Genomic DNA, 20,256 nt, shown 5'->3' on the forward strand with positions numbered 1-20,256 from the left:
AGATGGCATCCATTCCTCTGACATGGAATGATCCGATGTTTAGCGACCAGACCAGTTCGGGGACGGTCTGGCTTGGAAATGGAGAGACGATTTCGGGTGTGAGCATTTCCGACCAGAGCGACACTGTCGCCGTCGGAGGGAGCGGCTCGTTCACCATCGACGACGTCCGTATTTCTTCAAGGGAAGGCGTGCGCATTGGGGGCAGCGGTGATGTCACCATCAACAATACGTACATCGAGACAACGGGACTGTCGGGCGATCACGCCGACGGAATTCAGGCCTATGCTCCCGGCGCCACCGGGAATCTGACCATTACAAACTCGACGATTGTATCGCACGACCAGAATGCCACTGCTGGGCTGTTCATCGCAGATGGTTATAGCGGAACGTTCACTTTCAATAACGTGGTGTTCGACGGTGGCCCCTTTGGTCTGCGCATTGCCGCGGACGCAGGAGCCGGTCACGATGACTACCTCGCCCTCAAGGACGTGTATTTTGTGGGGCCATTTGCGTATGGCGCGCTTTGGTTGGAGGAGGTCAATGCGAACATACACATCACGCAATGGGAGAATGTTCGCTACGCAACGATCGTGGACGGTCAACTCATCCCGGGCGACCTTATCCCGCCTCCGCTTCCGGTTGAAGGACCGACCGCACCCAGCACGCCGACCGTGCCGGATGCTCCGACTATCGCGTCGTTCTCGACCGACAGCGGCACCGCTGGCGACAAGATTACCAACGACAATACCATCGAGCTCAAGGGCACCGCGGCTGCCGGCAGCACGGTCAAGATCTACGACGGTACGACCCAAATTGGTTCGACGACTACGGACTCGAGCGGCAGTTGGGACTACATCACCAAGATCCTGACCGACGCCAAACATACGCTGACCGCAACGGCGACCAGCTCGTCGGGTCAGACCAGCGCGGCGTCGTCTGCGTTGGCAATCACTATCGATACCAAGGCTCCGACTGCGCCGACCATTGCCAGCCATACCGTGAACACCGCCAATCAGGTGGTGATGTCGGGCAGTGCCGAAGCGAGCAGCGTCGTGAAGGTGTTCGACGGCACGACCCAGATCGGGACCGCGACTGCCAACAGCACCGGCGGGTGGAGCTATACAACCAGCGCCCTTGCGGCCGGTTCGCACAGCCTTACCGCGACGGCAACGGATGCAGCAGGCAATACCGGCCCGGCGTCCACTGCGTTCACCGCCAGCATCACCGGCACCTCGGCGCCAGCCACACCGACCTCGCCGACGTCACCGACGTCGCCGACTGCCGGCACGGTGGTCGAGTCAGCTGGCGCGACAACTCTCGTTGAGAGCGGCGGCAAATATTACCTCAATGGCAGCACCGGATCGGGCCCCACGCTGAAGGACAACGGTGTGCAGTTTGTGAAGGGGTCGGATGGCACCTGGACTCCCATCGGTGCGGAGAAGACGGCGACGGGCTATGTGGTTGCGTGGAAGGAGACGAGCACGGGTCAGTACACGGCGTGGAACACCGACAATAACGGCAACTACGTGTCCCATGTCAGCTCCCTGACCGGCTCCACAGACGGTGGCTCGGTGTCGGGTACTGACTCTGGCCTTAAGTCGCTCGAGACGAGCTTCCATCAGGATCTGAACGGTGACGGGCAGGTAGGTACTTCCACTGCGACCATCCCGACGTCGCCAACCCCGACGACTGGCAAGGTCGTCGAATCGGCTGGTGTGACAAGTCTCGTTGAGAGTGGCGGCAAATACTACCTCAACGGCAGCACCGGCACTGGCCCGACACTAAAGGATGACGGCGTGGATTTCGTGGGCGGGTCCGATGGCACCTGGACTCCCATTGGAGCGGAGAAGACGGCGACGGGCTATCAAGTTGCCTGGAAGGAGACGAGCACCGGTCAGTACACGGCGTGGAATACCGACAATAACGGCAACTACGTGTCTCATGTCAGCTCCCTGACCGGCTCCACGGACGGTGGCTCGGTGTCGGGTACGGACTCTGGCCTCAAGACGCTGGAGACCAGCTTCCATCAGGACCTGAACAGTGACGGGCAGATCGGTACGTCCAGCGTAGCTACGTCATCCACTGCAACCGGTAGCAACGCGGCTATTGCGGGCAGTACGTTCATCGCTTCGCCGGGCAACACGACCCTGACCAGCACTTCCGGCGATGACACTTTCGTTGGCAGCAGCCAGGCCGATACTTTCGTGTTTGGCGCGAACTTCGGCAACGACGTCATCAAGGGCTTCGTTGCCCGCGGACCTGCTCACGACACGATCGAGTTCAGCAAGAGTGTGTTCGACAGTTTTGCCAGCGTTCTTTCCCAGGCGACCCAGTCCGGCACCGATGTCGTGATCGCGACGGGGAGCGATACGCTCACGCTGAAGAACGCCAAGCTCGGCTCGTTGACCAGCAACGACTTCCACTTCGCGTAGGGGACGGCATCCACAGAGAGCAATCTTCAACAACTGCCTTGGGGGATCTCTTGAGGGATCTTCCAACAAAGGCGCGTTTCAGGGGCAGAAGCCATGATTGACTTTGGACGGCGGGGGGTATTCCCCCCGCCCGCAAATCTCTATCGAATTCCAGTTCTTTACATATCAGGACTCTGGTCAGCCGGACGGCAGTGGGCGGAAAACGCTCAACTGCAGACGCCGCAACTGGTCGGCTGGGCAAAGGGCCTGATCGAAGTGCTGCGGTCACGGATATTCGCTGGTCGACCCCGGCCAGCGGATCACTATGACGAGTCGCAGTCAGAGTTGTCGGCGTTCCTGCGGTCTTGCCGCCGGATCTTCTGGGCGCTAGCGGCATTCAGCGGCATGAGCAACCTTCTCATGCTCACCGGCTCGTTCTTCATGCTGCAAGTCTACGATCGGGTGCTGCCCGGACGCAGTATACCGACTCTTGTCGCTCTGTTGGCTCTGGCAACGGTGCTCTACCTGTTTCAGGGCGGGCTCGACTTCGTCAGGAGCAGGATCAGCGCCCGGGTGGGCCGGTATTTCGATGAAAGTCTCGGGGTTCGCATCTTCGAGGCTCTTGTTCGCCTGCCTTTGAAGACCAGAGCGGATGGCGATGGCCTGCAGCCGGTGCGGGACCTCGATCAGGTCCGCAGCTTCCTGTCGAGCGGAGGGCCGACGGCGCTCTTCGATCTGCCCTGGATGCCGATCTATCTCGGCGTCTGCTTCCTCTTTCACTTCTGGATTGGCATCACTGCGCTGGCTGGTGCGTTGGTGCTGGTCGGCATTACGATGCTCACGGAAACGCGTACCCGAGGTCCGGCAAAGGCGAGCTCGCGTCTTGCCATTTCGCGAACTGCCCTCGCGCTCGAGGGACGGCGCAATGCCGAAGTTCTGCAGGCCATGGGTATGCGGCAACAAGCGGCTTTGCGTTGGCAGGATGCCAACGCAAAGTACCTCGCAGCCCATGAACGGGCCAGCGATGTCGCAAACGGACTCGGTGGTGCCTCGAAGATTTTCCGCGCGATCTTGCAATCGCTGGTTCTTGCCGTTGGCGCCGTCCTCGTCATCAACCAGGAATCGACGGCCGGCATCATCATTGCCGGATCGATCCTCACCGCGAGGGCCCTTGCGCCTGTCGAAATGGCGATTGCGAACTGGAAGGGGTTCGTCGCGGCGCGCCAATCGGGACAACGGCTCGATTACTTGCTGAAACTTCTTCCTCAGGAGGAGGAGCGGTTGGCATTGCCTGCGCCTGTGGAAACCCTTACCGCCGAGAACCTCTATATCGGTGCTCCGAACTCCGAGAGACCCACTCTGAGCGAAGTGTCATTCCAGCTGCGGAGTGGGCAGGCGGTCGGAATCATCGGTCCGAGCGGATCCGGCAAGTCGACGCTGGCGCGTGCGCTGGTTGGCGTGTGGCCGTGCATTCGAGGCAGGATCCGGCTCGACAACGCCGCCCTCGATCACTGGTCTTCGGACGACCTCGGCAAGCACATCGGTTATCTGCCCCAAGACGTAGAATTGTTCGACGGCAGCATTGCGATGAACATTGCACGTTTCGACCCGAACGCAACCGCCGCCGCTGTTCTGGAAGCCGCACGCGCCGCGGGCGCGCATGACCTCGTCCTCTCACTGCCGGACGGGTACAGCACGAAGATCGGCGAGGGAGGGCTGGCGCTGTCGGCGGGGCAGCGGCAGCGTATCGCGCTTGCGCGCGCTTTTTACGGCAAGCCCTTCCTGGTCGTGCTTGACGAACCCTCTTCCAATCTCGATGCGGAGGGCGAGGAGGCTCTGACAGAGGCGATCCTGAACGTGCGACGCCGCGGAGGGATTGTGGCCGTTGTCGCTCATCGGCCGAAGGCGCTGGAAGGTGTGGACCATGTATTGTGCCTCGGCGAAGGCAGAGTTCAGTCCTTCGGCAAGCGAGAGGAGGTACTCAAGAGAGTGCTGCGGACTCCGGTGCCGCTGAAGGTCGTCGCAGAAGCTCAAGGAGGCGGCCGATGAACGATCAGATAGCGCCGGCGTTGCAGTCCATCCAACGTTACATGATCGTCGGAATGATCATGTTCGCTTTGGTGACTTTTGGGGTCGGCGGCTGGGCGACGACTTCCCAGTTGTCGGGCGCGGTGATCGCGCAGGGCGTGGTCGTGGTGGATTCGAGCGTCAAGAAGGTCCAGCACGCCACGGGTGGAATCGTCGGAGAGTTGCGCGTGCGCCAGGGCGATCGGGTCAATGCAGGCGACATTCTGATCCGCCTCGACGAGACGCAGACGCTCGCGAATGCGACGATCGTCACCAATAGCATCGACGAATTGCTGGCGCGGCAGGCCCGTCTCGAGGCCGAGCGCGACAGTGCCGAGCAGGTCGTGTTTCCAAAGGTACTGCTCGACCGAGCCAAAGAGAGCAACTCCGAGGCGAGCCGTGCAATCGCCGCGGAGCGGAAGCTGTTCGACCTGCGTCGTCAGGCGAGGAGCGGCCAAAAAGCGCAGTTGCAGGAGAAGAGCGCGCAGTTGGAGAACGAAATCAAGGGCTATATGGGGCAGACGGAGGCCAAGCAGAAGGAGGTGGAGTTCATCCGACAGGAGCTGGAGGGCGTGCGCAGCCTCTGGCAGAAGAACCTGGTGCCGATCACCCGGCTCAATTCCCTGGAGCGCGACTCCGCCCGCATCGAGGGCGAGCGCAGCCAGCTCGCAGGAATGATCGCTCAGTCGAAGGGCAAGATCTCCGAAATCGGACTCCAGATCATTCAGATCGACCAGGACCTCCGTACCGAGGTCGGCAAGGACCTGATCGAAACCCGCTCGAAACTCTCCGAGCTGGGCGAACGCAAGACTGCGGCGGTGGATCAGTTGAATCGGGTCGATATCCGGGCGCCACAATCCGGTCGCGTCCACGAGCTCAGCGTCCACACGGTCGGGGGGGTGATCTCTCCGGGCGAGCAAATCATGCTGATCGTTCCTGACGCGGACTCGCTCGCGGTCGAAGTCAAGATCGCACCGAAGGATATCGATCAGGTCTACGTGGGGCAGACCGCTACAATGCGCTTCGCAGCGTTCAACCAGAAGACCACGCCCGAAATCGACGGCGAGGTCAGCATGGTCTCGGCAGACATCACGCAGGATCAGCGTGCCGGCACGAGTTACTACACAGGCCGCGTCTTGCTGAAGACGGAAGAGCTGGTGAAGCTCGGCTCGGCCAAGTTGCTGCCCGGCATGCCTGTCGAGGTCTTCATCAAGACGGCAGGGCGGACCGCGTTGTCCTACCTGCTCAAGCCGCTACACGATCAGGCGCAGCGCGCATTCAAAGAGCGCTGAGCCCTTTGGATTTGAAATGACACAGCCCCGAGTGGACCCGCACTCGGGGCTGAGAGGAATCTCAAGAGTGTGTCCATTGCTGCGAACAACATTGATGTTCAAGACGAAAAAGAAGCCCAAATGAAAAGATAACGACGGGCTTGCAGGCGTGCCGTGAGCTGGGTGAACACCGAGGAGAGCTGCTCGCTGCGGATGGCTCGCCGCTAGTCGCATTGCATCCGAAGCCTATCGTTTGGCTTCGACCGCCCGGAGCTCAAGATTGCGCCGCGAGATCGATCGAGTCGATGCGGGGTAGACCGCAACGTTGGCCGCATCAACGAGCACCGAGCTGACGACGAGCCCCTGCAATGAGGCTGGAGGTGGACGGCGTGGCTTGAGGGCGCTCTGGCCGCCAGGAACGAGCCACAAGGGTGGACAGCTTTCGCACCTTCGTCAGGCTTGATTGGGCGTGTCTGAGCAGCCGCCAGAGATTGGCTGGGGTGAGCTTGGCAATACCGATCCACGTCGTCAGCGCCGACAGCAAAGCTCCTGCGCGCGCACGGACCGAGTATGGCGCAGGCTTGCTGTGTTGGCCGGCGGACCAGCTAGCCGCCCGGCGGTGCAGCCCGCTCAGCACATCCATTCGCTTGTTGTGCAGAGTCATCGCTGTGACGAAGACAAGCAGGATGGCTTCAGCCCCCAAAATGACGAGCAGTTCTTCCGGCATATGCAATCTCGATTGTGAGGCGGAGAGGTCGTTCGGAATACGATCTGCCGGGGGGCACATTAAATCAACGATTAATTCGTCGGAGCCGTTAAATTGTTGCCTTATTTGCCGGCGATGCGCCGGGGGCCGGGACGCGTCTGCGGGGGCGATCTGCTTGTGGCTGTACTGGATAATGCGCAAACGGATTATTTCTTCCTGCCGATTATATTTAATTGACAATTAAATTAAATAAATTAAAGATGAAATATGGTTGCCGCGGGACTGTCGGTGTCAGCCTGCCAGCGGATCCGAGCCTCAGTTTTGCGTTTGCGAGGGGATCGGCAGATGTATCGAACCTTCGGCTCCGTCGTGGCGGTCGCTATCATGCTCGGAGGAGTTCAATGGGCGGGGGCGGGGCGCATGTCCTTGCCGGCGACGCCGCGGTCAGGGCAGCACATTGAACTGGGAAACCCGACGCTGCCGCCCCTTGCGTACACGGTGTTCTGCCTGCGCTACGAGGCGGAATGTCTTCCGCCGCGCTCGTTTCGTGGTGGGCCGATCCGGCTGACCGAGGACCGCTGGGCGGCTCTGCAGGAGGTCAATCGCGCGGTCAATCTCGCCATCGTGCCGGCGCGCAACGAGCTCGGCCTTGCCGGCGAGGAATGGGTCATCAACCCGAAGCACGGCGATTGCAATGACTACGCCGTGAGCAAGCGCCACGAATTGCTTCGGCGCGGCTGGCCTGCGCGAGTCCTGCTACTGAGCGAAGTCGTCGTCAGTTCCGGAGAGCACCACCTCGTGCTTCTCGTGCGCACGCGAAATGGCGATTTCGTTCTCGACAATCTATCACCCGAAATCAAACCATGGTCGCGCGTTCACTATCGCTGGGTTCGGGTACAAATGCCACGCCACATTCTGTGGGCGAGGATCGAAGGGAAGGGAGCATGAACCCGACAACCATTCAATGAAATATCTCTGGTTAAGATCGCCTGCGGTGTGAACGCGCAATCCGCATGGTCGCAATCATTTGAAGGGGAAATCTGTGAAGAAATTATCGCGTTGGCGAGGCTTTGGCTGGGCGCAAATAGCCGCCGGCTTGTGTTACGCCGGTTCCGCACTGGCGGATCAAACACTTTCCTCCAGCCAAGCGCCAGGTCCTGCCTCCTCGCGTTTGCCTTCTCCTGCGTCGGCTCCTCCACTCTCATTTGATGACCCCCGCTTTGCTGGAAATTCCTCCGAGCCATACACCCGTTACGGGAAGTTCTTCAGCAACGGTGAAGTCGTCGAGCATCGTTCCTGGGACCACAACAACGATGGAAGCTCGGTCGTTTGCGGGGATTGCACTCTGAAAAATTCCCGCATTCGATCCAACGAGGGATTCCGGTGTATTGGCTCCGACGGTATTGGCGGCATCAACATTGATGGCGTCTACATCGAAACCAAAGGTTTGCCGGGCGATCACGCAGACGGGCTTCAGTGTTATGATCCTGGCAAAACCAACGCCATCACGGTTCGCAATACAACATTCAAGACCTACAACAACACCAATGCAACGGCCGGATTCTTCTACGCTGATGGATTAGGGGGCTCAGTTAGCTTTGAGAACGTCCTGTTCTGGGGCGGACCTTACGGGTTGCGAATGCATCCCGATGGCATGAACGTCACTGTTTCCCTTAAGGATGTGTATTTCGTTGGCCCGTTCCTATACGGCGCATTTCTGATCAACAATGCGGGCGGCGGAACAATGACGATCACCAAATGGGAAAACGTCAGGAGTGCAACCATCGTCAATGGCCAGCTCGTCCCGGGGAGTTTGCTTCCTCAGCCTCGGATCCGCTGATCCATTTTCCTGCCCCAGCCCCGCGGCTTGCATTCTCGGATTAAGGTCGCCCGTCCGGAAAAAATAACTTGCAAATTAAACCAATTTAATAATATAAATGTTTAATAGTGGGGTCCAGCCGGTTAGCCATACAGAAGACGAGGAAGGCTGTCGTTTCCATTTGAGCTTGGGATTCGCAGTGGATGTGGGTGGTAAAATGGTGGCCGGCCCGGGCCGCACGCAGCGACCGGGCGGTGCAGTTGCGAAGGAACCGGGAAAAGCTCGTGTTTACAGGAGCGCGCACTTAGCATGGCCGACCTGGGTCGCCAGGCACTCACCACATTGATGAGCCAATTCCGGATGGTTTGGCGACCATCAGGAAGGACGGGCCTGACAAATCGCGTTCGAGCGAGATGGTTGTCGAAGATGGGTTCGGTTGAAGGGGGGGCCGGACGTATCGCATGAGGCTGAATCCCATGTCGGATGCAATTTATGGGGCCGCTGAGCCCGACATTTCGATCATCATCGTGAGCTACAACACGCGCACCATGACGCTCGAATGTATTCGATCTGTCTTGGCACAAACAACGACAGTACTCTACGAAGTCATCGTTTTCGATAACGCTTCAACAGACGGATCTCCGGAAGCCATTCGCGCAAACTTCCCTCAACTCGAGCTCATCGCGTCGCAAGAAAATCTTGGGTTTGCCGGCGCCAACAACATCGCCGCGATGCGGGCGCGGGGGCGCCGGTTTCTGTTGCTCAACCCGGACACCCTGATCTTGAATCACGCAATCGATCATCTGCACGAGTTCGCCGATGCGAATCCGCGCTTTGGGATCTGGGGCGGACGCACCGTGCTGTCTGACGGCCGCTTGAATCCTGGCTCCTGTTGGGGAGATGCCACCTTATGGAGCATCTTCTGTTTTGCTACTGGTCTGACCAGCTTGAAGCGCAGCAGCTCGGTTTTCAATCCCGAAGGATACGGCGGTTGGAAGCGTGACAGCATTCGTGCAGTCGACATTGTCACGGGCTGCTTTCTTCTCATAGACGGCGAACTTTGGAAGCAACTTGACGGCTTTGATCCCGAGTTTTTCATGTACGGTGAAGAAGCGGACTTGTGCCGCCGGGCGCGCAAGCTTGGTGCATCCCCAACCATCACGCCTGCAGCTACCATCATTCATTACGGCCAGTCTTCCGAGCCCGATCAAGCAGAGCAACGCATCAAGGTCCTTGCCGGCCGGATCACGCTGTTGCGGCGTCACAATTCTGCTGCGACGATTCTCGCAGGCAAGACACTGTACATGCTTCTCCCCCTCCTGCGCTTGCTCGGGTACGGAACGGCCGGCCTGGTCTCCGGCAGAAGTGATTTGCGTGAAAAGGCGCGAAACTGGCGCTATGTCTGGCAGCATCGTCAACGTTGGGTGAATGGCTGGAGCAATGTCGGCGTGAGGAGAGCGCGCGGCAATCCGCGCAACAACCTGCCAGAGGAGGTAGCTGCTGTGGAACGTCCGTTAGGGGACGCGTTATCCCGCTCGCGCCAGGGATAGCCACTGATGCGGCGCGACGTTACCATTGTGGTCTATCATCATATCGCGGACCATGAAGACCCGTTAACCGGCAAGCTTGGAGTTGTTACAAGGCCAGAGGTTTTTGAGAAGCACGTCAAGTATTTCGCGCGTCATTTTGACGTGGTGAGCGGATCGGACCTTGTAAGTGGCACTCTGCCGCGTAAACCTTTGCTGATCACCTTCGATGACGCATATCGCTCAGTTCTCGATACCGCAAGTACTGTCCTTAAAGCGGCAAATGCACCTTCGCTATTCTTCGTCAATCCGACAACGCTGCTCGGAAGCAGATTGCCAGTGGATAATATCCTATCGTTGGCAGCGGTGGTGCTCGGTAAACAGCAACTGATAGCTCTCCTGAACATCAACGAAACCGGACCAACATCAGTCCCTAGGCTCATCGCCAACGTGATTTCAAAATGGACTCAGGCGCAAATTGCGGAGGCGAAGCAGCAGCTGTGTACCGCAATGGGCACCAATGAATTGGAGCTCCGGCGTACATCGAAGCTTTTTCTTAATATCACCGATATCAAGCGGTTTGCGAGCTTAGGGATTGAAGTAGGAAACCACTCGATGAGCCACACGTTCTTTCGTTCGCTTTCATCGAGCGAGTTGGAGACCGAGATCGTGCAAAGCCGAGAGCTTCTGGAGAAGTTATCGGGACAAACGGTTCAATGCCTGAGTATTCCTTATGGGAATGCATTGGACGCGACCGAAGGTGCGCTGCGGGCCGCACGGCGTAATCACAAGGCGATCTTTCTAGTGCATGCGAAAAGCAACCGCTTTAAACCAGCGGCTGACATTTTCTATCGGATTAGCCTGGGGAACGCCGCGCCAGAAGAGATTCCGTTCAAGCTCCGGATTATGCCTGTACTACGGTGTGCGAGAGATTGGCTATGGTAGCTGGGCAGCCCGAACAAAAGAGAATAGTGATTCTGACGCGGGATGGCCCAGAACATCGTTATGTCGCAAACATGCTTTGCGCTGGACTCTCCATTGACCGCATCATTGTGGACCGGTCAGCACGGAGAACAAGACTGCGGCGCGCCGTACGGAAGGGGTTGGTGCATTTCTTAGGAAAGGCAACCCGTGCTGTCTTTCTCAAGATGATTCGAGACGATGAGGCCCGGACTCGGTCACTTGAAAGTCTGTTGGGGCAAAAGGCTCAAACATTCTATGCATCTGATCGAATCGACTATGTCGAGGGCATAAACGGCACCGCAAGCTTGGAAGTCCTGCGGCAGAGACGCCCCGATGCGATTCTTATTTACGGCACGTCGGTCGTGAAGAATGCGGTCCTCGACTCTGCAACCGATATCTGCATCAATCTGCATACAGGTATTAGCCCGCAGTATCGCGGAACCGCGTGCAGCTTTTGGCCTGTAGTCAACGACGAGTTGGACATGCTCGGTGCGACCATTCACGAATGCACGTCCGGCGTCGACAGCGGGCCGATCTTTGAGACAGTGCATTCGAGATACGAACCAGGGGACGATTTGCATAGGATTTTTGGCCGAGCCGTGATGGTCGGTGCCGAAGCGTATGTACGAGTGGTTCAACGCTATGTGGCGGGCACCTTGAGCGGAGTTTCGCAAGATCTCAGCCTTGGGCGCGAGTACCGTGGAGCCGATTTGACCATTGGTCCGGAATTGGTGGCGCGACGCCGGCTCGCCCGTCTGAGGTCCATCGCCGAAATCTCGATCATTGGTCAAAACGACAGGGTAGTTCGCTGACGCGCAATCGTGCAAAAGCTCGCCTTATCGGCCGAAATCGTAAGCCGCCCCAGCAGATCGTCATCGATGGGGAAAGCCGTGACCGGCGCCTGCTAGGACGACGCTGCGAGCCCCAGCGCCGTAACCGCTGAGGGGTCGACCCAACGTCGGATAGTGCCGTCAATCAAATTGGCCCCATACATCCAGCCATCAGGGCCCTTCTGCATGTCGACGATGCCTTGTACGTTGTCCACCAACTGGACGCTGGTGACCTGCCGGCTTGCGTTCAGGGTCGCAGCGAAGATCGTTCCGTTTTGGACATCGTCGAAAAAAATGGTGTTCTGATTGTAGAAATCTCCCGCGGTAATCACGTGGGCATTGTCGGGGGCCCCGTGGCTTAGAGACAGGATCGGAAATACGGCGGGCGGGTCTGACGTATTGTTCCGATTGCCATTGTTATAGAAGGTGATTGCCTGCGCGAGATTTTGGTAGCTGCCGGTCCTGTCGGGGCCTTCGAGATAGGGCCATCCAAAGTTCGAGCCGGCTGGCCCCGTATTCAGCTCTTCCCAGCTGTTCCAGCCCACATCTCCGAGCACAGGAAGATTAGTAACTGGATCGAAGCTGAAGCGGTACGCGTTGCGAACACCGTAGTAGAACACCTTCGACGCATTACTGTTTGGATCGCTTGCCTGATAGAATGGATTGCCGGGCACTCCCTCACCTGTAACGGGATCGATCCGCAACAACTTGCCCGATAGATTGTGGATGTCTTGGACGCGCACTCCCCGGGGGTCGACGAAGTTGTACGACACGCCATCGCCGACGGTGAGGTAGAGATAGCCGTCCGGGCCGAAATGAACAGCGCCTACGCCGTGCGAATCGCTATCAGTCGCCAGATAGTCACGAATGTTTTGGTTCTGGATGCCGGTCCGATCCGGATCGTTGTCCTGCGATCCACTCTCGATCTGGCTCGCCGGAGCTGTGATCGTGGTGCCGTTGACGATGCCGGAAGGAGCGATGCTCGGATCGCCTGTGCTGTTTACGTCGGGACGGCTCGTATAGGCCCAGATGCTGTTCTTTCCGACCAGCACTACCTCGCTCGCCGGATCGGCAATCATTGTGGTTGGGTCAACGGTGACCCTCACCAGGCGAGCAGGTCGGTTGCCGGCCTGATCGGGGCCGGCAAGGCCGGGCTGGCCCGCCGTTTCGGGTGGATCGTAGGTATAGAGCAGGTAGACATAATGGTTCGTTGCGAAATTCGGGTTCACCGCGATACCCAGCAATCCGCGATCGTTGACGTCATTTACCTCGCTCGAAATGTCGATCAGCGGAGTTGATCGAAGTTCTCCGTTATCCACCACACGCACCACGCCGTCCTTTTGGGCAACCAGCATGTAGCGGCCGTCTGGAGTCCAATCGATCGCCGTTGGCCCGCCGGCATACCCCTGGCCCAGTCCCGTCACGTACGTCTCGCCCGCCAGATTGCCGAGATTGGGGTTGTCATTATCCAGGATTTTCACAGTCGTCGTTGTCTCGGCGCCGAGAGTGGCACCGGTCGGGTTGCTCAACGTGACCGTGAAGGTCTCATCATTCTCCGGTGTCGCATCGTTGAGGATCGGTACCGTGATCGTCTGGGTCACCTGGCCAGCAGCGAAAGTCACCGTGCCTGACGAGGCGGTGTAGTCGGAACCCGCGAGGGCGCTGCCGTTGCTTGTCGTGAAGCCGACAGTAGCTGTTTGACTGGTGTTGCCGCTGCGCAGCAGCGTAATCGTTGCCGTCTGTGTATTCTCGGTAACGCTTATCGCCGCGTCCGCCATTGAGATCGCGACGGGCGAGTCGTTGTCGATGATGGTCACGAGCACTGTGCGCGGGGTCCCGAGAGAACCGGAACCGGGATTCTGAAGCCCGACCGCGAACGTCTCGTTACCCTCGGTGAGCTGATCGTTCACAATTGAGATGGTGAAGCTCTTGGTGCTCTCTCCCGGGTTGAAGACGACCTGACCGGTGTTCGACCGGCCATTAAACGTGGGCTGGATGAAGTCCTGGCCTGCCGTAGCTGTGCCGCCGGTGCCGATTTCGTTCGTCGTGTACTCCACGGTTGCTTGAGATTGGAGGTCGCCGGAGCGTACGACGGTGATGGTAGCCATCCCTCCCGTCTCACTGACATACACTGTGGAACTGCTAAGTAGTGAGATGACGTTGCCCGCAGCGAACACGACGTCGCGGAAATAGTTTGCATTCTGATAGACATTGGTGGGGAAGGCGCCCTTGGACAGGTCGAAGACGCCGGCACCCACTGGAGCGTTCAGGCCACCATTGCTGATGGCTGAGGCGAAGCCCTGCGTGGTGGAGACGTAGTTGCTGTTGATGTTGACGGAGACGATGTAGGTCGTGCCGGCCTGGATGGTCAGGGGCGTGGCGAGCGCCTGCTGCTGCCAGCCCGATGCGCCTTCGTTGGTAAACGTGACCGTCGCCAGCTCCTGGCCGGTGGCCGACCAGATGTGGCCGATATGCGTGCCCGTCTCGCCCGGAGCCTTGTAGTACCGGATTGCCTGGATCGAGCCGGAGGTGTCGCTGGTGAAGCGCATCCCCAACTCATAACCTACTCCGTCGCTGGCATTGGTGATGACAGGCGTCTGGGTGGTGAACAGCGTAGTGGTGGCACTCGCAGCGGCAACCGTCGCCGTGGCCGCGCTGGTCACATTCTCGCTGGCGCCGAACAGGTCGGTGTAGGTGGCATTCACGCGGATCCGCTTGCCGACCAGGCTGCTATCGAGGGTGAGGCTCGAGGTCGTGGCGGCCAGGTTCGTCCAAGTGGTGCCGTCGGGGCTGCTCTGCCAGTGATAGGTGATGCTGGCGGGCGCGCCGTCGGGGTCCGTGACGCTGGCCGTCAGGGTCTGGTTCTGGGTCGCGGTGCCGTTGATCGTGACAGCGCCGGGGTCGTTGACGTTGGCCACTGTCGTGGCGGTCGCGGTGCTCACCGGGGCCTCGGTGCTGCCCGAGAGGTCCGTGTAGCTGGCGGTGACCCGTATGAAGCTGCCGACCTGAGCCTGCCCGAGGACCAGCGTGCTCGCGGTCGCGCCACTGATGTTGCTCCACGAGTTGCCGTTCGCACTCTGCTGCCACTGATAGAAGACGGTGCCCGGCACTCCGTCCGCATCGCTCACGGTCGCGGTCAAGGTCTGGTTCTGCGTCGGCGTCCCGCTGACGCTTACCACACCGGGGCGGTTATTGGGCTGTGACGAGCCCGCAGCGAACACGACGTCGCGGAAATAGTTTGCATTCTGATAGACATTGGTGGGGAAGGCGCCCTTGGACAGGTCGAAGACGCCGGCACCCACCGGGGCGTTCAGGCCACCATTGCTGATGGCTGAGGCGAAGCCCTGCGTGGTGGAGACGTAGTTGCTGTTGATGTTGACGGAGACGATGTAGGTCGTGCCGGCCTGGATGGTCAGGGGTGTGGCGAGCGCCTGCTGCTGCCAGCCCGATGCGCCTTCGTTGGTAAACGTGACCGTCGCCAGCTCCTGGCCGGTGGCCGACCAGATGTGGCCGATATGCGTGCCCGTCTCGCTCGGAGCCTTGTAGTACCGGATTGCCTGGATCGAACCGGAGGTGTCGCTGGTGAAGCGCATCCCCAACTCATAACCTACTCCGTCGCTGGCATTGGTGATGACAGGCGTCTGGGTGGTGAACAGCGTAGTGGTGGCACTCGCAGCGGCAACCGTCGCCGTGGCCGCGCTGGTCACGTTCTCGCTGGCGCCGAACAGGTCGGTGTAGGTGGCATTCACGCGGATCCGCTTGCCGACCACGTCAGTTGTACTCCCCCAGCTAGCCAGCGTGATCAAACGCTATCTAAAGTAGCAACACCAACTGTGCGGGTTGTAGTTTTGATCGCGGCAGTCATGTTGGTTCATATTAACAATATTTAAATAACATTAAAAATATTAAATCGGAAGCGATTTATGCCTTTGGAGTAGCGCCGTTCGTCAACTTCTCTTGAGCTTGAAGGCAGGCGCGCGTCACGGATCTCGTGCACTCAGCGGGATGTGCCGTTTGCCCAGCTTCGAACGCACTCGCGATGTCCAACTCTTATGGTTCCATCCGCTTCGCGATTAGGTCGGCGAACTCACCCAGATTCCGCGCCGCCTCGACCTCGCCAACGCGAAATCGAACGCGAAACTTCTGCTCGACGGCGATCACGAGCGAGATCTGCATGAGCGAGTCCCACTCATCGACGTCCGCCGCCGAGAGCTCGGGGGTGGCCGCGATCTTCTCGAGGAAGATTCCGTCGAATACTTCCTGCAACTTCGCTAATACTTCAGCCTGCTTCATAGGCTCTCCGGGCAACATCTATCTTGTCGAATGCACCTGATACTTCCTCACCTCCAGCTCGAACTCTTTTCGGGTTGCGGAGTCTTCCATACGCGCGAAACCAAACTCCTCGTAGAATTCGGCGACGATACGGTTCTTGGTTGTCGGAAGATAAATGACGCGCACTGTCATGCAACCGGCCACCTCTGCGAGTCGAAAAATCTCATACATGATCTTGTCCTCGACCTGGCGCTTCAGCACGCGGCAACTCATGAGCCAGGTATTGAGAACGAAGACGCCGCCATCGATCTTTGCAATGACTACGGAGATGAGCCCGGAATCACCGAATAGATCCTCGAGCCGCATCGTGAAGCACCGGTAGTCCGGCCTTCCCAGGAGCGCCTAATGCGGCTTGCATTATGTGGCTTTAGACGCAAGCTGAACTCGCGCTGGACAGCCGAACGCCTTTGCACCCGCGGGAATGTCTCTATCGACGAACGAGTTCGCGCCTACAATGGCGCGGTCGCCGATGGTTGTACCCATCTGAATCACCGAATTCGGCCCGATGTAGACTCCATTGCCGATCGAGGTGGGCGCGCAATCGATGGGATCCCGGCCGAGCGAAATTGAGCGGTTTACCGTGTGATGCGTGTAGATTTGAACGCCAGCAGAGATGGAGCACCAATCGCCGATCTGCAAATCTCCACCTGAACCATCCAGAATACATCCCGGTCCAATCCAGGTATTCCGTCCGACCTTGACGCGCCCAAGAACGAGCACGTTGTCGTACATCGTGCTGCCCTCTCCAAAGCCATATGCTGCGGCGTTATCCTCGCGCTCGGTGAGAAGGTCTCCGATCGACACCCTCCGATCGAACTGCTTCCTCTTGCGAGCTGCCAGAGCCTGCAAGAACTCGCGCGCGAAGGCGAGCCACTGGTCCAAATTGTGATCAGACATGCTGGGATCGAGCTTTGAATGCATCAGAAAAGCCCATTTGCGTCGTCGTCAATTGACTCGTACCGACGGCGTCCATCTAAAATCGACGGCCTTCGCGGAGTGGACATGAGGTACCTGCCCGGGCGAACCGCCGATTCAAAAATTAGAGTTATATTTTTGGGATTTCAATTATTTTTAGTATCGCGTTGTTTCGGTCCCGGACCGCCGTCAATCAACCGCCTCGAATCAAAGAACGCTTGGCCGCTCGCGGGCATCGGTTTCCCCTGTTCAGCGTGTGTCCACGCTGCGTTTTCGTGCATTCCTTTCGCCAAGGAATAGCTCCCGGGACATGGCACGCTAGTGGCGTGGACTTGCGGAAGGTGGCAATTAAATTGGTTGAATTAACATATTTAACTTGCGATGCATCCAAATCCGCTTATTTTCTATGACCATCGCAGGGAGAGCGCTGATGAACCCGACCGACTCCAATAGTGACGACCGCCGTGAGTTCTTGAGAAGCTGCGGAAAATTTGCCGCCGTCACTCCTCCCGTGATGACGCTGCTGCTTTCGACCTCTCTGACCTCATCCGCCATCGCTAGTTCTGGCGGAAATGTTGTGCAGGGCAATAATGGCAAGGGCAACGGTGGTCGCGACGGCAGTCCTAACGGGAAAGAAGATAGCACTCGCTAAAGTGGCGCCTGGCGGCCCAGCCCTGACACCATCGTCCCGGGGACCGGTCGGAGGTTCAGCCAGCCCGGCGGCGCCGTTGTGCGGACGGGCGGTCGATCAAGAGATCGTTTAGCTTCTTGCCGGCGCGAAGCTGCGCCTTCAGCCATCGAGGCTGCTTACCACGGCCGGACCAGGTTTCGGACGGGTTCTTAGGGTTCTGATACTTCGGCAGCACGGGAGGGTAGGGGCGGCGTGCACGTCCCTCGGTTTGCCCCCCGGTCTTACCTTCGATCTTGCGAAGCCGCTCTTCGAGCTTGGCTTTTTCCGCGGTCATCCTGCGACTCAGAACAGCAGTGACCTCATCGTAGAGTCGCCACAGCTCAGCTGTGGTCATAGATGCCCAGTCATCGTTCTCCATGGAAGCCGTCCCCACTACCTCCGAACCGAAACAGGAGGGGGGCTTATCAGGTCAAACCGGGGTCCGGCAAGCACGATCACCCGTGCCGCTGCGCCAGTGTGCGTGGTGGTCGGAGTTACCGGCTGGGCCCGTGCCTCCGAACCAGCGGTCGCTTCGCCCTCCGCCCCCGGGCTCGTCGCCTCGGCGCAAGCAATCGCTGCTCGGCCTTCGACACGCGGCTACGCAAGTTCTGCAATTCAGTGAATTGAATGATGAGAGCCTGATGAGTTTGACGCAAAACTGCTGAAGAATACATGTGACCACCTACTCATTGCCAACGATGCCCTCCATGACCGCTCATTGAAGTTGCTGAATTGACGAATATGCAGCTCCAATTTGGGTGACCGGATTTCGTCGTTGCTACACTGGCTGCGCGACGCAGCCGTTTTCGTGCTTTACTAACCAGCTTCGCCTTGATGAATAGTATTACTTTTCCTCCCTTCAAAAACGCTGCTTTTTTGAACGATCTTGTGTTCGTCGAAACTTCGTCGAATGTTAGATTTGAATCGTGAATAACCCAATATATCGTTGGTAATAACGGTGCCAACGAAGTTAATTGGATGTTGACCATCATGACACAGCAGCCGATCCCTGCGCCTAGACATTCTATGGGGGAATTTGCTGATCGAATCTATCATGCGTTGTCGAAACAACGCTGCTTTCGCACCGCATTCTTACGGTGCTGCGCATACTTGCCGGTCAAGTTACCGTGGGGCAGTCGTCGAACGTTCGGCTGTCTAGGATTTGAGACTGTGTGACGTTGTCGCCGAGCGGACCCGTCATCCTCGCGTTTTGAAGAAATTGTTGGATTAAACGGCTGCACGGGGGGTTGTTAGCAATAGGCAGGGGAAGCATGCACCGCACCAGAATTGTCATCGCGGATCGACATCCGATCGTTTTGCAAGGGATCAGGAGCGTTCTTGCAGCGCAGCGTGATTTTACGATCGTTGCGTCCTGCAGCGATGGCGCAAGCTGCAATGAGGCAATCCGATTTCTTGTGCCGGACGTCGCGCTCGTCGATGCTGCACTGCCTGATGTCAGCCGGCAGCAGATCCTCGCTCCCGCAAACGCTTCAGGCCCAAGTCCCGCCGTCGTCTTCTTCGCCGGTGTCGCGGCCGATTGTGAGTTGCAAAGGCTGGCCTTGGAGGGGGCCTGCATCGTCCTCTCAAAGGATTCGGATGCCGAGATACTGGTCTCAACCCTGCGGAAAGCCGCCCAGGGCCAAGCAGCGGCCTCGCCGAGCGCATGGCTAGCCAATGATGAGGCCCGCCCCGATGAGAAGCCCCTGGCACAACTGACGGACCGGGAGCGGCAAATCATGCGGCTCGTGTCGGAGGGTCTATCGAACAAGGAGATTGGACGTCGGTTGAACCTTGCCGACGGTACGATCAAGGTCCACCTTCATCATATCTTCCAAAAGCTGGACATCAGCAATCGCACGATTCTCGCGGCATTGGCGATTTCGCGAAATGAGCTGCATGCCGCGTCACGTAAGATGGATCCCCCTGATCTTTTGCATCAGGATCCGGCGAGCGTAAAATAATGGGGTGTCTGGCTCTTCCGAACGTGCGCGGGGGGTTATCGTGGCGCCAGAAGCCCAGCCATGTCGCTGCAGGCCCCTTCGGCCTCGGCTAACGTTCGAAAGGGCGAACCGCCAATCTTGATTGCCGCCTGGTTTTTGTGGAGCGGACGCCAACTCGCCAAATAGCCGGCGCGGCCATGAAAGCCGGGGCCTCTCGGGCTTCCGAAGCTGATCACGAACGAGAAGCCCTCGCTGGTTGCGCTCCAGATCTCCATGTCCCGGACAGACCGGTGGAATTGCAGTGGCATCGTCATCACCCGTTGCAATCGAGCCCTGCGCTCGACGTCCGTTAAAACGCAAATTAATCATATTAAATGGCGAGCGCAACTCCGAAGCTGCGCCCGAAAGGCCAGAAAGTACAAGAACGAGCAGGGAGATTGCCCACGATCAATTGACGGCGCACGTCAAGCAACGCCACTCACATAAAGAAAATTATCGGTTGAAAAGACATTTAATGTATAATACCGTGAATTAATATTTTAAACCGAGGAGAGCGTGTTGTGACCCGGGACGGCAACGAAGATGACGACCGGCGGGCGTTCTTGAAAACCTGCGGAAGATTTGCGGCCGTCACACCCCCAGTGATGACTCTGCTTCTATCCACTTCCCTGACCTCAGGAGCCATTGCAAGCTCGGGGGGCCTGCGTGGAGTGACGCAGAAGGATGGGAGGCAATCGTCGTTCTTCGATAACGACCGGTCGTCCGTATCGGGACCGGGGAGCTCCAGCGGCGGGTCAACAGGGGGC

17 protein-coding genes are annotated in these 20,256 nt (G+C 58.5%); 11 read left to right on the forward strand and 6 right to left on the reverse strand.

Annotated features, from left to right (window positions below; all coding sequences use genetic code 11):
- Positions 1-2 precede the first annotated feature (2 nt).
- The 3 genes from I6F28_RS11670 (at position 3) to I6F28_RS11680 (ending at position 5,770) form a co-directional block, all read left to right on the forward strand.
- Positions 3-2,432 carry an Ig-like domain-containing protein gene (locus I6F28_RS11670; protein ID WP_225139941.1) on the forward strand — a complete coding sequence of 810 codons (2,430 nt, stop codon included), beginning with the start codon at positions 3-5 and terminating at the stop codon, positions 2,430-2,432.
- A 93-nt stretch (positions 2,433-2,525) separates the two neighbouring features.
- Positions 2,526-4,460, forward strand: coding sequence for a type I secretion system permease/ATPase (locus tag I6F28_RS11675; RefSeq protein WP_225139942.1), 1,935 nt, complete (start codon positions 2,526-2,528; stop codon positions 4,458-4,460).
- Positions 4,457-5,770 (forward strand): HlyD family type I secretion periplasmic adaptor subunit, encoded by a 1,314-nt coding sequence (locus tag I6F28_RS11680; protein WP_036029191.1) that lies wholly within the window; start codon positions 4,457-4,459, stop codon positions 5,768-5,770. The genes I6F28_RS11675 and I6F28_RS11680 overlap by 4 nt, the downstream gene beginning before the upstream one ends.
- Positions 5,771-6,083: 313 nt before the next feature.
- Here the strand turns inward: I6F28_RS11680 and I6F28_RS11685 are convergent, their stop codons facing one another.
- Positions 6,084-6,476, reverse strand: coding sequence for a hypothetical protein (locus tag I6F28_RS11685; RefSeq protein ID WP_109143422.1), 393 nt, complete (start codon positions 6,474-6,476; stop codon positions 6,084-6,086).
- A 324-nt stretch (positions 6,477-6,800) separates the two neighbouring features.
- Here I6F28_RS11685 and I6F28_RS11690 point away from each other — a divergent pair, with 324 nt between their 5' ends.
- The 5 genes from I6F28_RS11690 to I6F28_RS11710 all read left to right on the forward strand — a co-directional run bounded on the left by I6F28_RS11690 (position 6,801) and on the right by I6F28_RS11710 (position 11,575).
- A complete protein-coding gene (locus tag I6F28_RS11690; RefSeq protein WP_036029196.1) occupies positions 6,801-7,403 on the forward strand; it encodes a transglutaminase-like cysteine peptidase in 603 nt (200 codons plus the stop codon).
- Between the two features lie 94 nt (positions 7,404-7,497).
- Positions 7,498-8,295, forward strand: a complete 798-nt coding sequence (locus I6F28_RS11695; protein WP_146207716.1) for a hypothetical protein — start codon at positions 7,498-7,500, stop codon at positions 8,293-8,295.
- A 440-nt stretch (positions 8,296-8,735) separates the two neighbouring features.
- Positions 8,736-9,824, forward strand: coding sequence for a glycosyltransferase family 2 protein (locus tag I6F28_RS11700; protein WP_225139943.1), 1,089 nt, complete (start codon positions 8,736-8,738; stop codon positions 9,822-9,824).
- Between the two features lie 6 nt (positions 9,825-9,830).
- A complete protein-coding gene (locus I6F28_RS11705; protein WP_057029391.1) occupies positions 9,831-10,745 on the forward strand; it encodes a polysaccharide deacetylase family protein in 915 nt (304 codons plus the stop codon).
- The gene (locus I6F28_RS11710) at positions 10,739-11,575 is read left to right on the forward strand and encodes a formyl transferase (RefSeq protein WP_082641484.1); all 837 of its coding nucleotides are present in this window, start codon (positions 10,739-10,741) and stop codon (positions 11,573-11,575) included. The genes I6F28_RS11705 and I6F28_RS11710 overlap by 7 nt, the downstream gene beginning before the upstream one ends.
- A gap of 92 nt (positions 11,576-11,667) precedes the next feature.
- Here I6F28_RS11710 and I6F28_RS11715 read toward each other — a convergent pair whose 3' ends face one another.
- The 4 genes from I6F28_RS11715 to I6F28_RS11730 form a co-directional block, all read right to left on the reverse strand.
- Complete coding sequence (locus tag I6F28_RS11715; RefSeq protein ID WP_225139944.1) at positions 11,668-15,363, reverse strand: DUF4082 domain-containing protein; 3,696 nt, start codon at positions 15,361-15,363, stop codon at positions 11,668-11,670.
- Between the two features lie 280 nt (positions 15,364-15,643).
- Entirely contained in the window at positions 15,644-15,886 is a 243-nt protein-coding gene (locus I6F28_RS11720; protein WP_036025692.1) for an acyl carrier protein, read from the reverse strand.
- 18 nt (positions 15,887-15,904) lie between these two features.
- The gene (locus I6F28_RS11725; protein WP_036025687.1) at positions 15,905-16,231 is read right to left on the reverse strand and encodes a hypothetical protein; all 327 of its coding nucleotides are present in this window, start codon (positions 16,229-16,231) and stop codon (positions 15,905-15,907) included.
- A gap of 51 nt (positions 16,232-16,282) precedes the next feature.
- Positions 16,283-16,846 carry an acyltransferase gene (locus tag I6F28_RS11730; RefSeq protein ID WP_050995956.1) on the reverse strand — a complete coding sequence of 188 codons (564 nt, stop codon included), beginning with the start codon at positions 16,844-16,846 and terminating at the stop codon, positions 16,283-16,285.
- A 424-nt stretch (positions 16,847-17,270) separates the two neighbouring features.
- Here I6F28_RS11730 and I6F28_RS11735 point away from each other — a divergent pair, with 424 nt between their 5' ends.
- Positions 17,271-17,492, forward strand: coding sequence for a hypothetical protein (locus tag I6F28_RS11735; protein WP_074448032.1), 222 nt, complete (start codon positions 17,271-17,273; stop codon positions 17,490-17,492).
- A 55-nt stretch (positions 17,493-17,547) separates the two neighbouring features.
- On the opposite strand, the gene I6F28_RS11740 is transcribed toward I6F28_RS11735, so the two are convergent.
- Positions 17,548-17,889, reverse strand: coding sequence for an H-NS histone family protein (locus I6F28_RS11740; protein WP_036025684.1), 342 nt, complete (start codon positions 17,887-17,889; stop codon positions 17,548-17,550).
- An 892-nt stretch (positions 17,890-18,781) separates the two neighbouring features.
- On the opposite strand from I6F28_RS11740, the gene I6F28_RS11745 reads away from it, so the two are divergent.
- Positions 18,782-19,471, forward strand: a complete 690-nt coding sequence (locus tag I6F28_RS11745) for a LuxR C-terminal-related transcriptional regulator (protein ID WP_050995957.1) — start codon at positions 18,782-18,784, stop codon at positions 19,469-19,471.
- Positions 19,472-20,010: 539 nt separating this feature from the next.
- Positions 20,011-20,256, forward strand: a 246-nt coding sequence (locus tag I6F28_RS11755; RefSeq protein WP_225139945.1) for a hypothetical protein, incomplete at its 3' end; no start/stop codon positions are given.

This window comes from Bradyrhizobium sp. NBAIM14 (assembly GCF_020193895.1).
In the GTDB taxonomy this organism is placed as follows: domain Bacteria; phylum Pseudomonadota; class Alphaproteobacteria; order Rhizobiales; family Xanthobacteraceae; genus Bradyrhizobium; species Bradyrhizobium yuanmingense.

Bases quoted from the DNA above. Each gene is read 5' to 3' on its own strand.
- I6F28_RS11680 (WP_036029191.1), top strand. From the start codon at position 4,457: ATGAACGATCAGATAGCGCCGGCGTTGCAGTCCATCCAACGTTACATG.
- I6F28_RS11685 (WP_109143422.1), bottom strand. From the start codon at position 6,476: ATGCCGGAAGAACTGCTCGTCATTTTGGGGGCTGAAGCCATCCTGCTT.
- I6F28_RS11675 (WP_225139942.1), top strand. From the start codon at position 2,526: ATGATTGACTTTGGACGGCGGGGGGTATTCCCCCCGCCCGCAAATCTC.
- I6F28_RS11740 (WP_036025684.1), bottom strand. From the start codon at position 17,889: ATGGAGAACGATGACTGGGCATCTATGACCACAGCTGAGCTGTGGCGA.
- I6F28_RS11670 (WP_225139941.1), top strand. From the start codon at position 3: ATGGCATCCATTCCTCTGACATGGAATGATCCGATGTTTAGCGACCAG.
- I6F28_RS11705 (WP_057029391.1), top strand. From the start codon at position 9,831: ATGCGGCGCGACGTTACCATTGTGGTCTATCATCATATCGCGGACCAT.
- I6F28_RS11700 (WP_225139943.1), top strand. From the start codon at position 8,736: ATGAGGCTGAATCCCATGTCGGATGCAATTTATGGGGCCGCTGAGCCC.
- I6F28_RS11730 (WP_050995956.1), bottom strand. From the start codon at position 16,846: ATGCATTCAAAGCTCGATCCCAGCATGTCTGATCACAATTTGGACCAG.
- I6F28_RS11690 (WP_036029196.1), top strand. From the start codon at position 6,801: ATGTATCGAACCTTCGGCTCCGTCGTGGCGGTCGCTATCATGCTCGGA.
- I6F28_RS11735 (WP_074448032.1), top strand. From the start codon at position 17,271: ATGAACCCGACCGACTCCAATAGTGACGACCGCCGTGAGTTCTTGAGA.
- I6F28_RS11725 (WP_036025687.1), bottom strand. From the start codon at position 16,231: ATGCGGCTCGAGGATCTATTCGGTGATTCCGGGCTCATCTCCGTAGTC.
- I6F28_RS11710 (WP_082641484.1), top strand. From the start codon at position 10,739: ATGGTAGCTGGGCAGCCCGAACAAAAGAGAATAGTGATTCTGACGCGG.
- I6F28_RS11720 (WP_036025692.1), bottom strand. From the start codon at position 15,886: ATGAAGCAGGCTGAAGTATTAGCGAAGTTGCAGGAAGTATTCGACGGA.
- I6F28_RS11745 (WP_050995957.1), top strand. From the start codon at position 18,782: ATGCACCGCACCAGAATTGTCATCGCGGATCGACATCCGATCGTTTTG.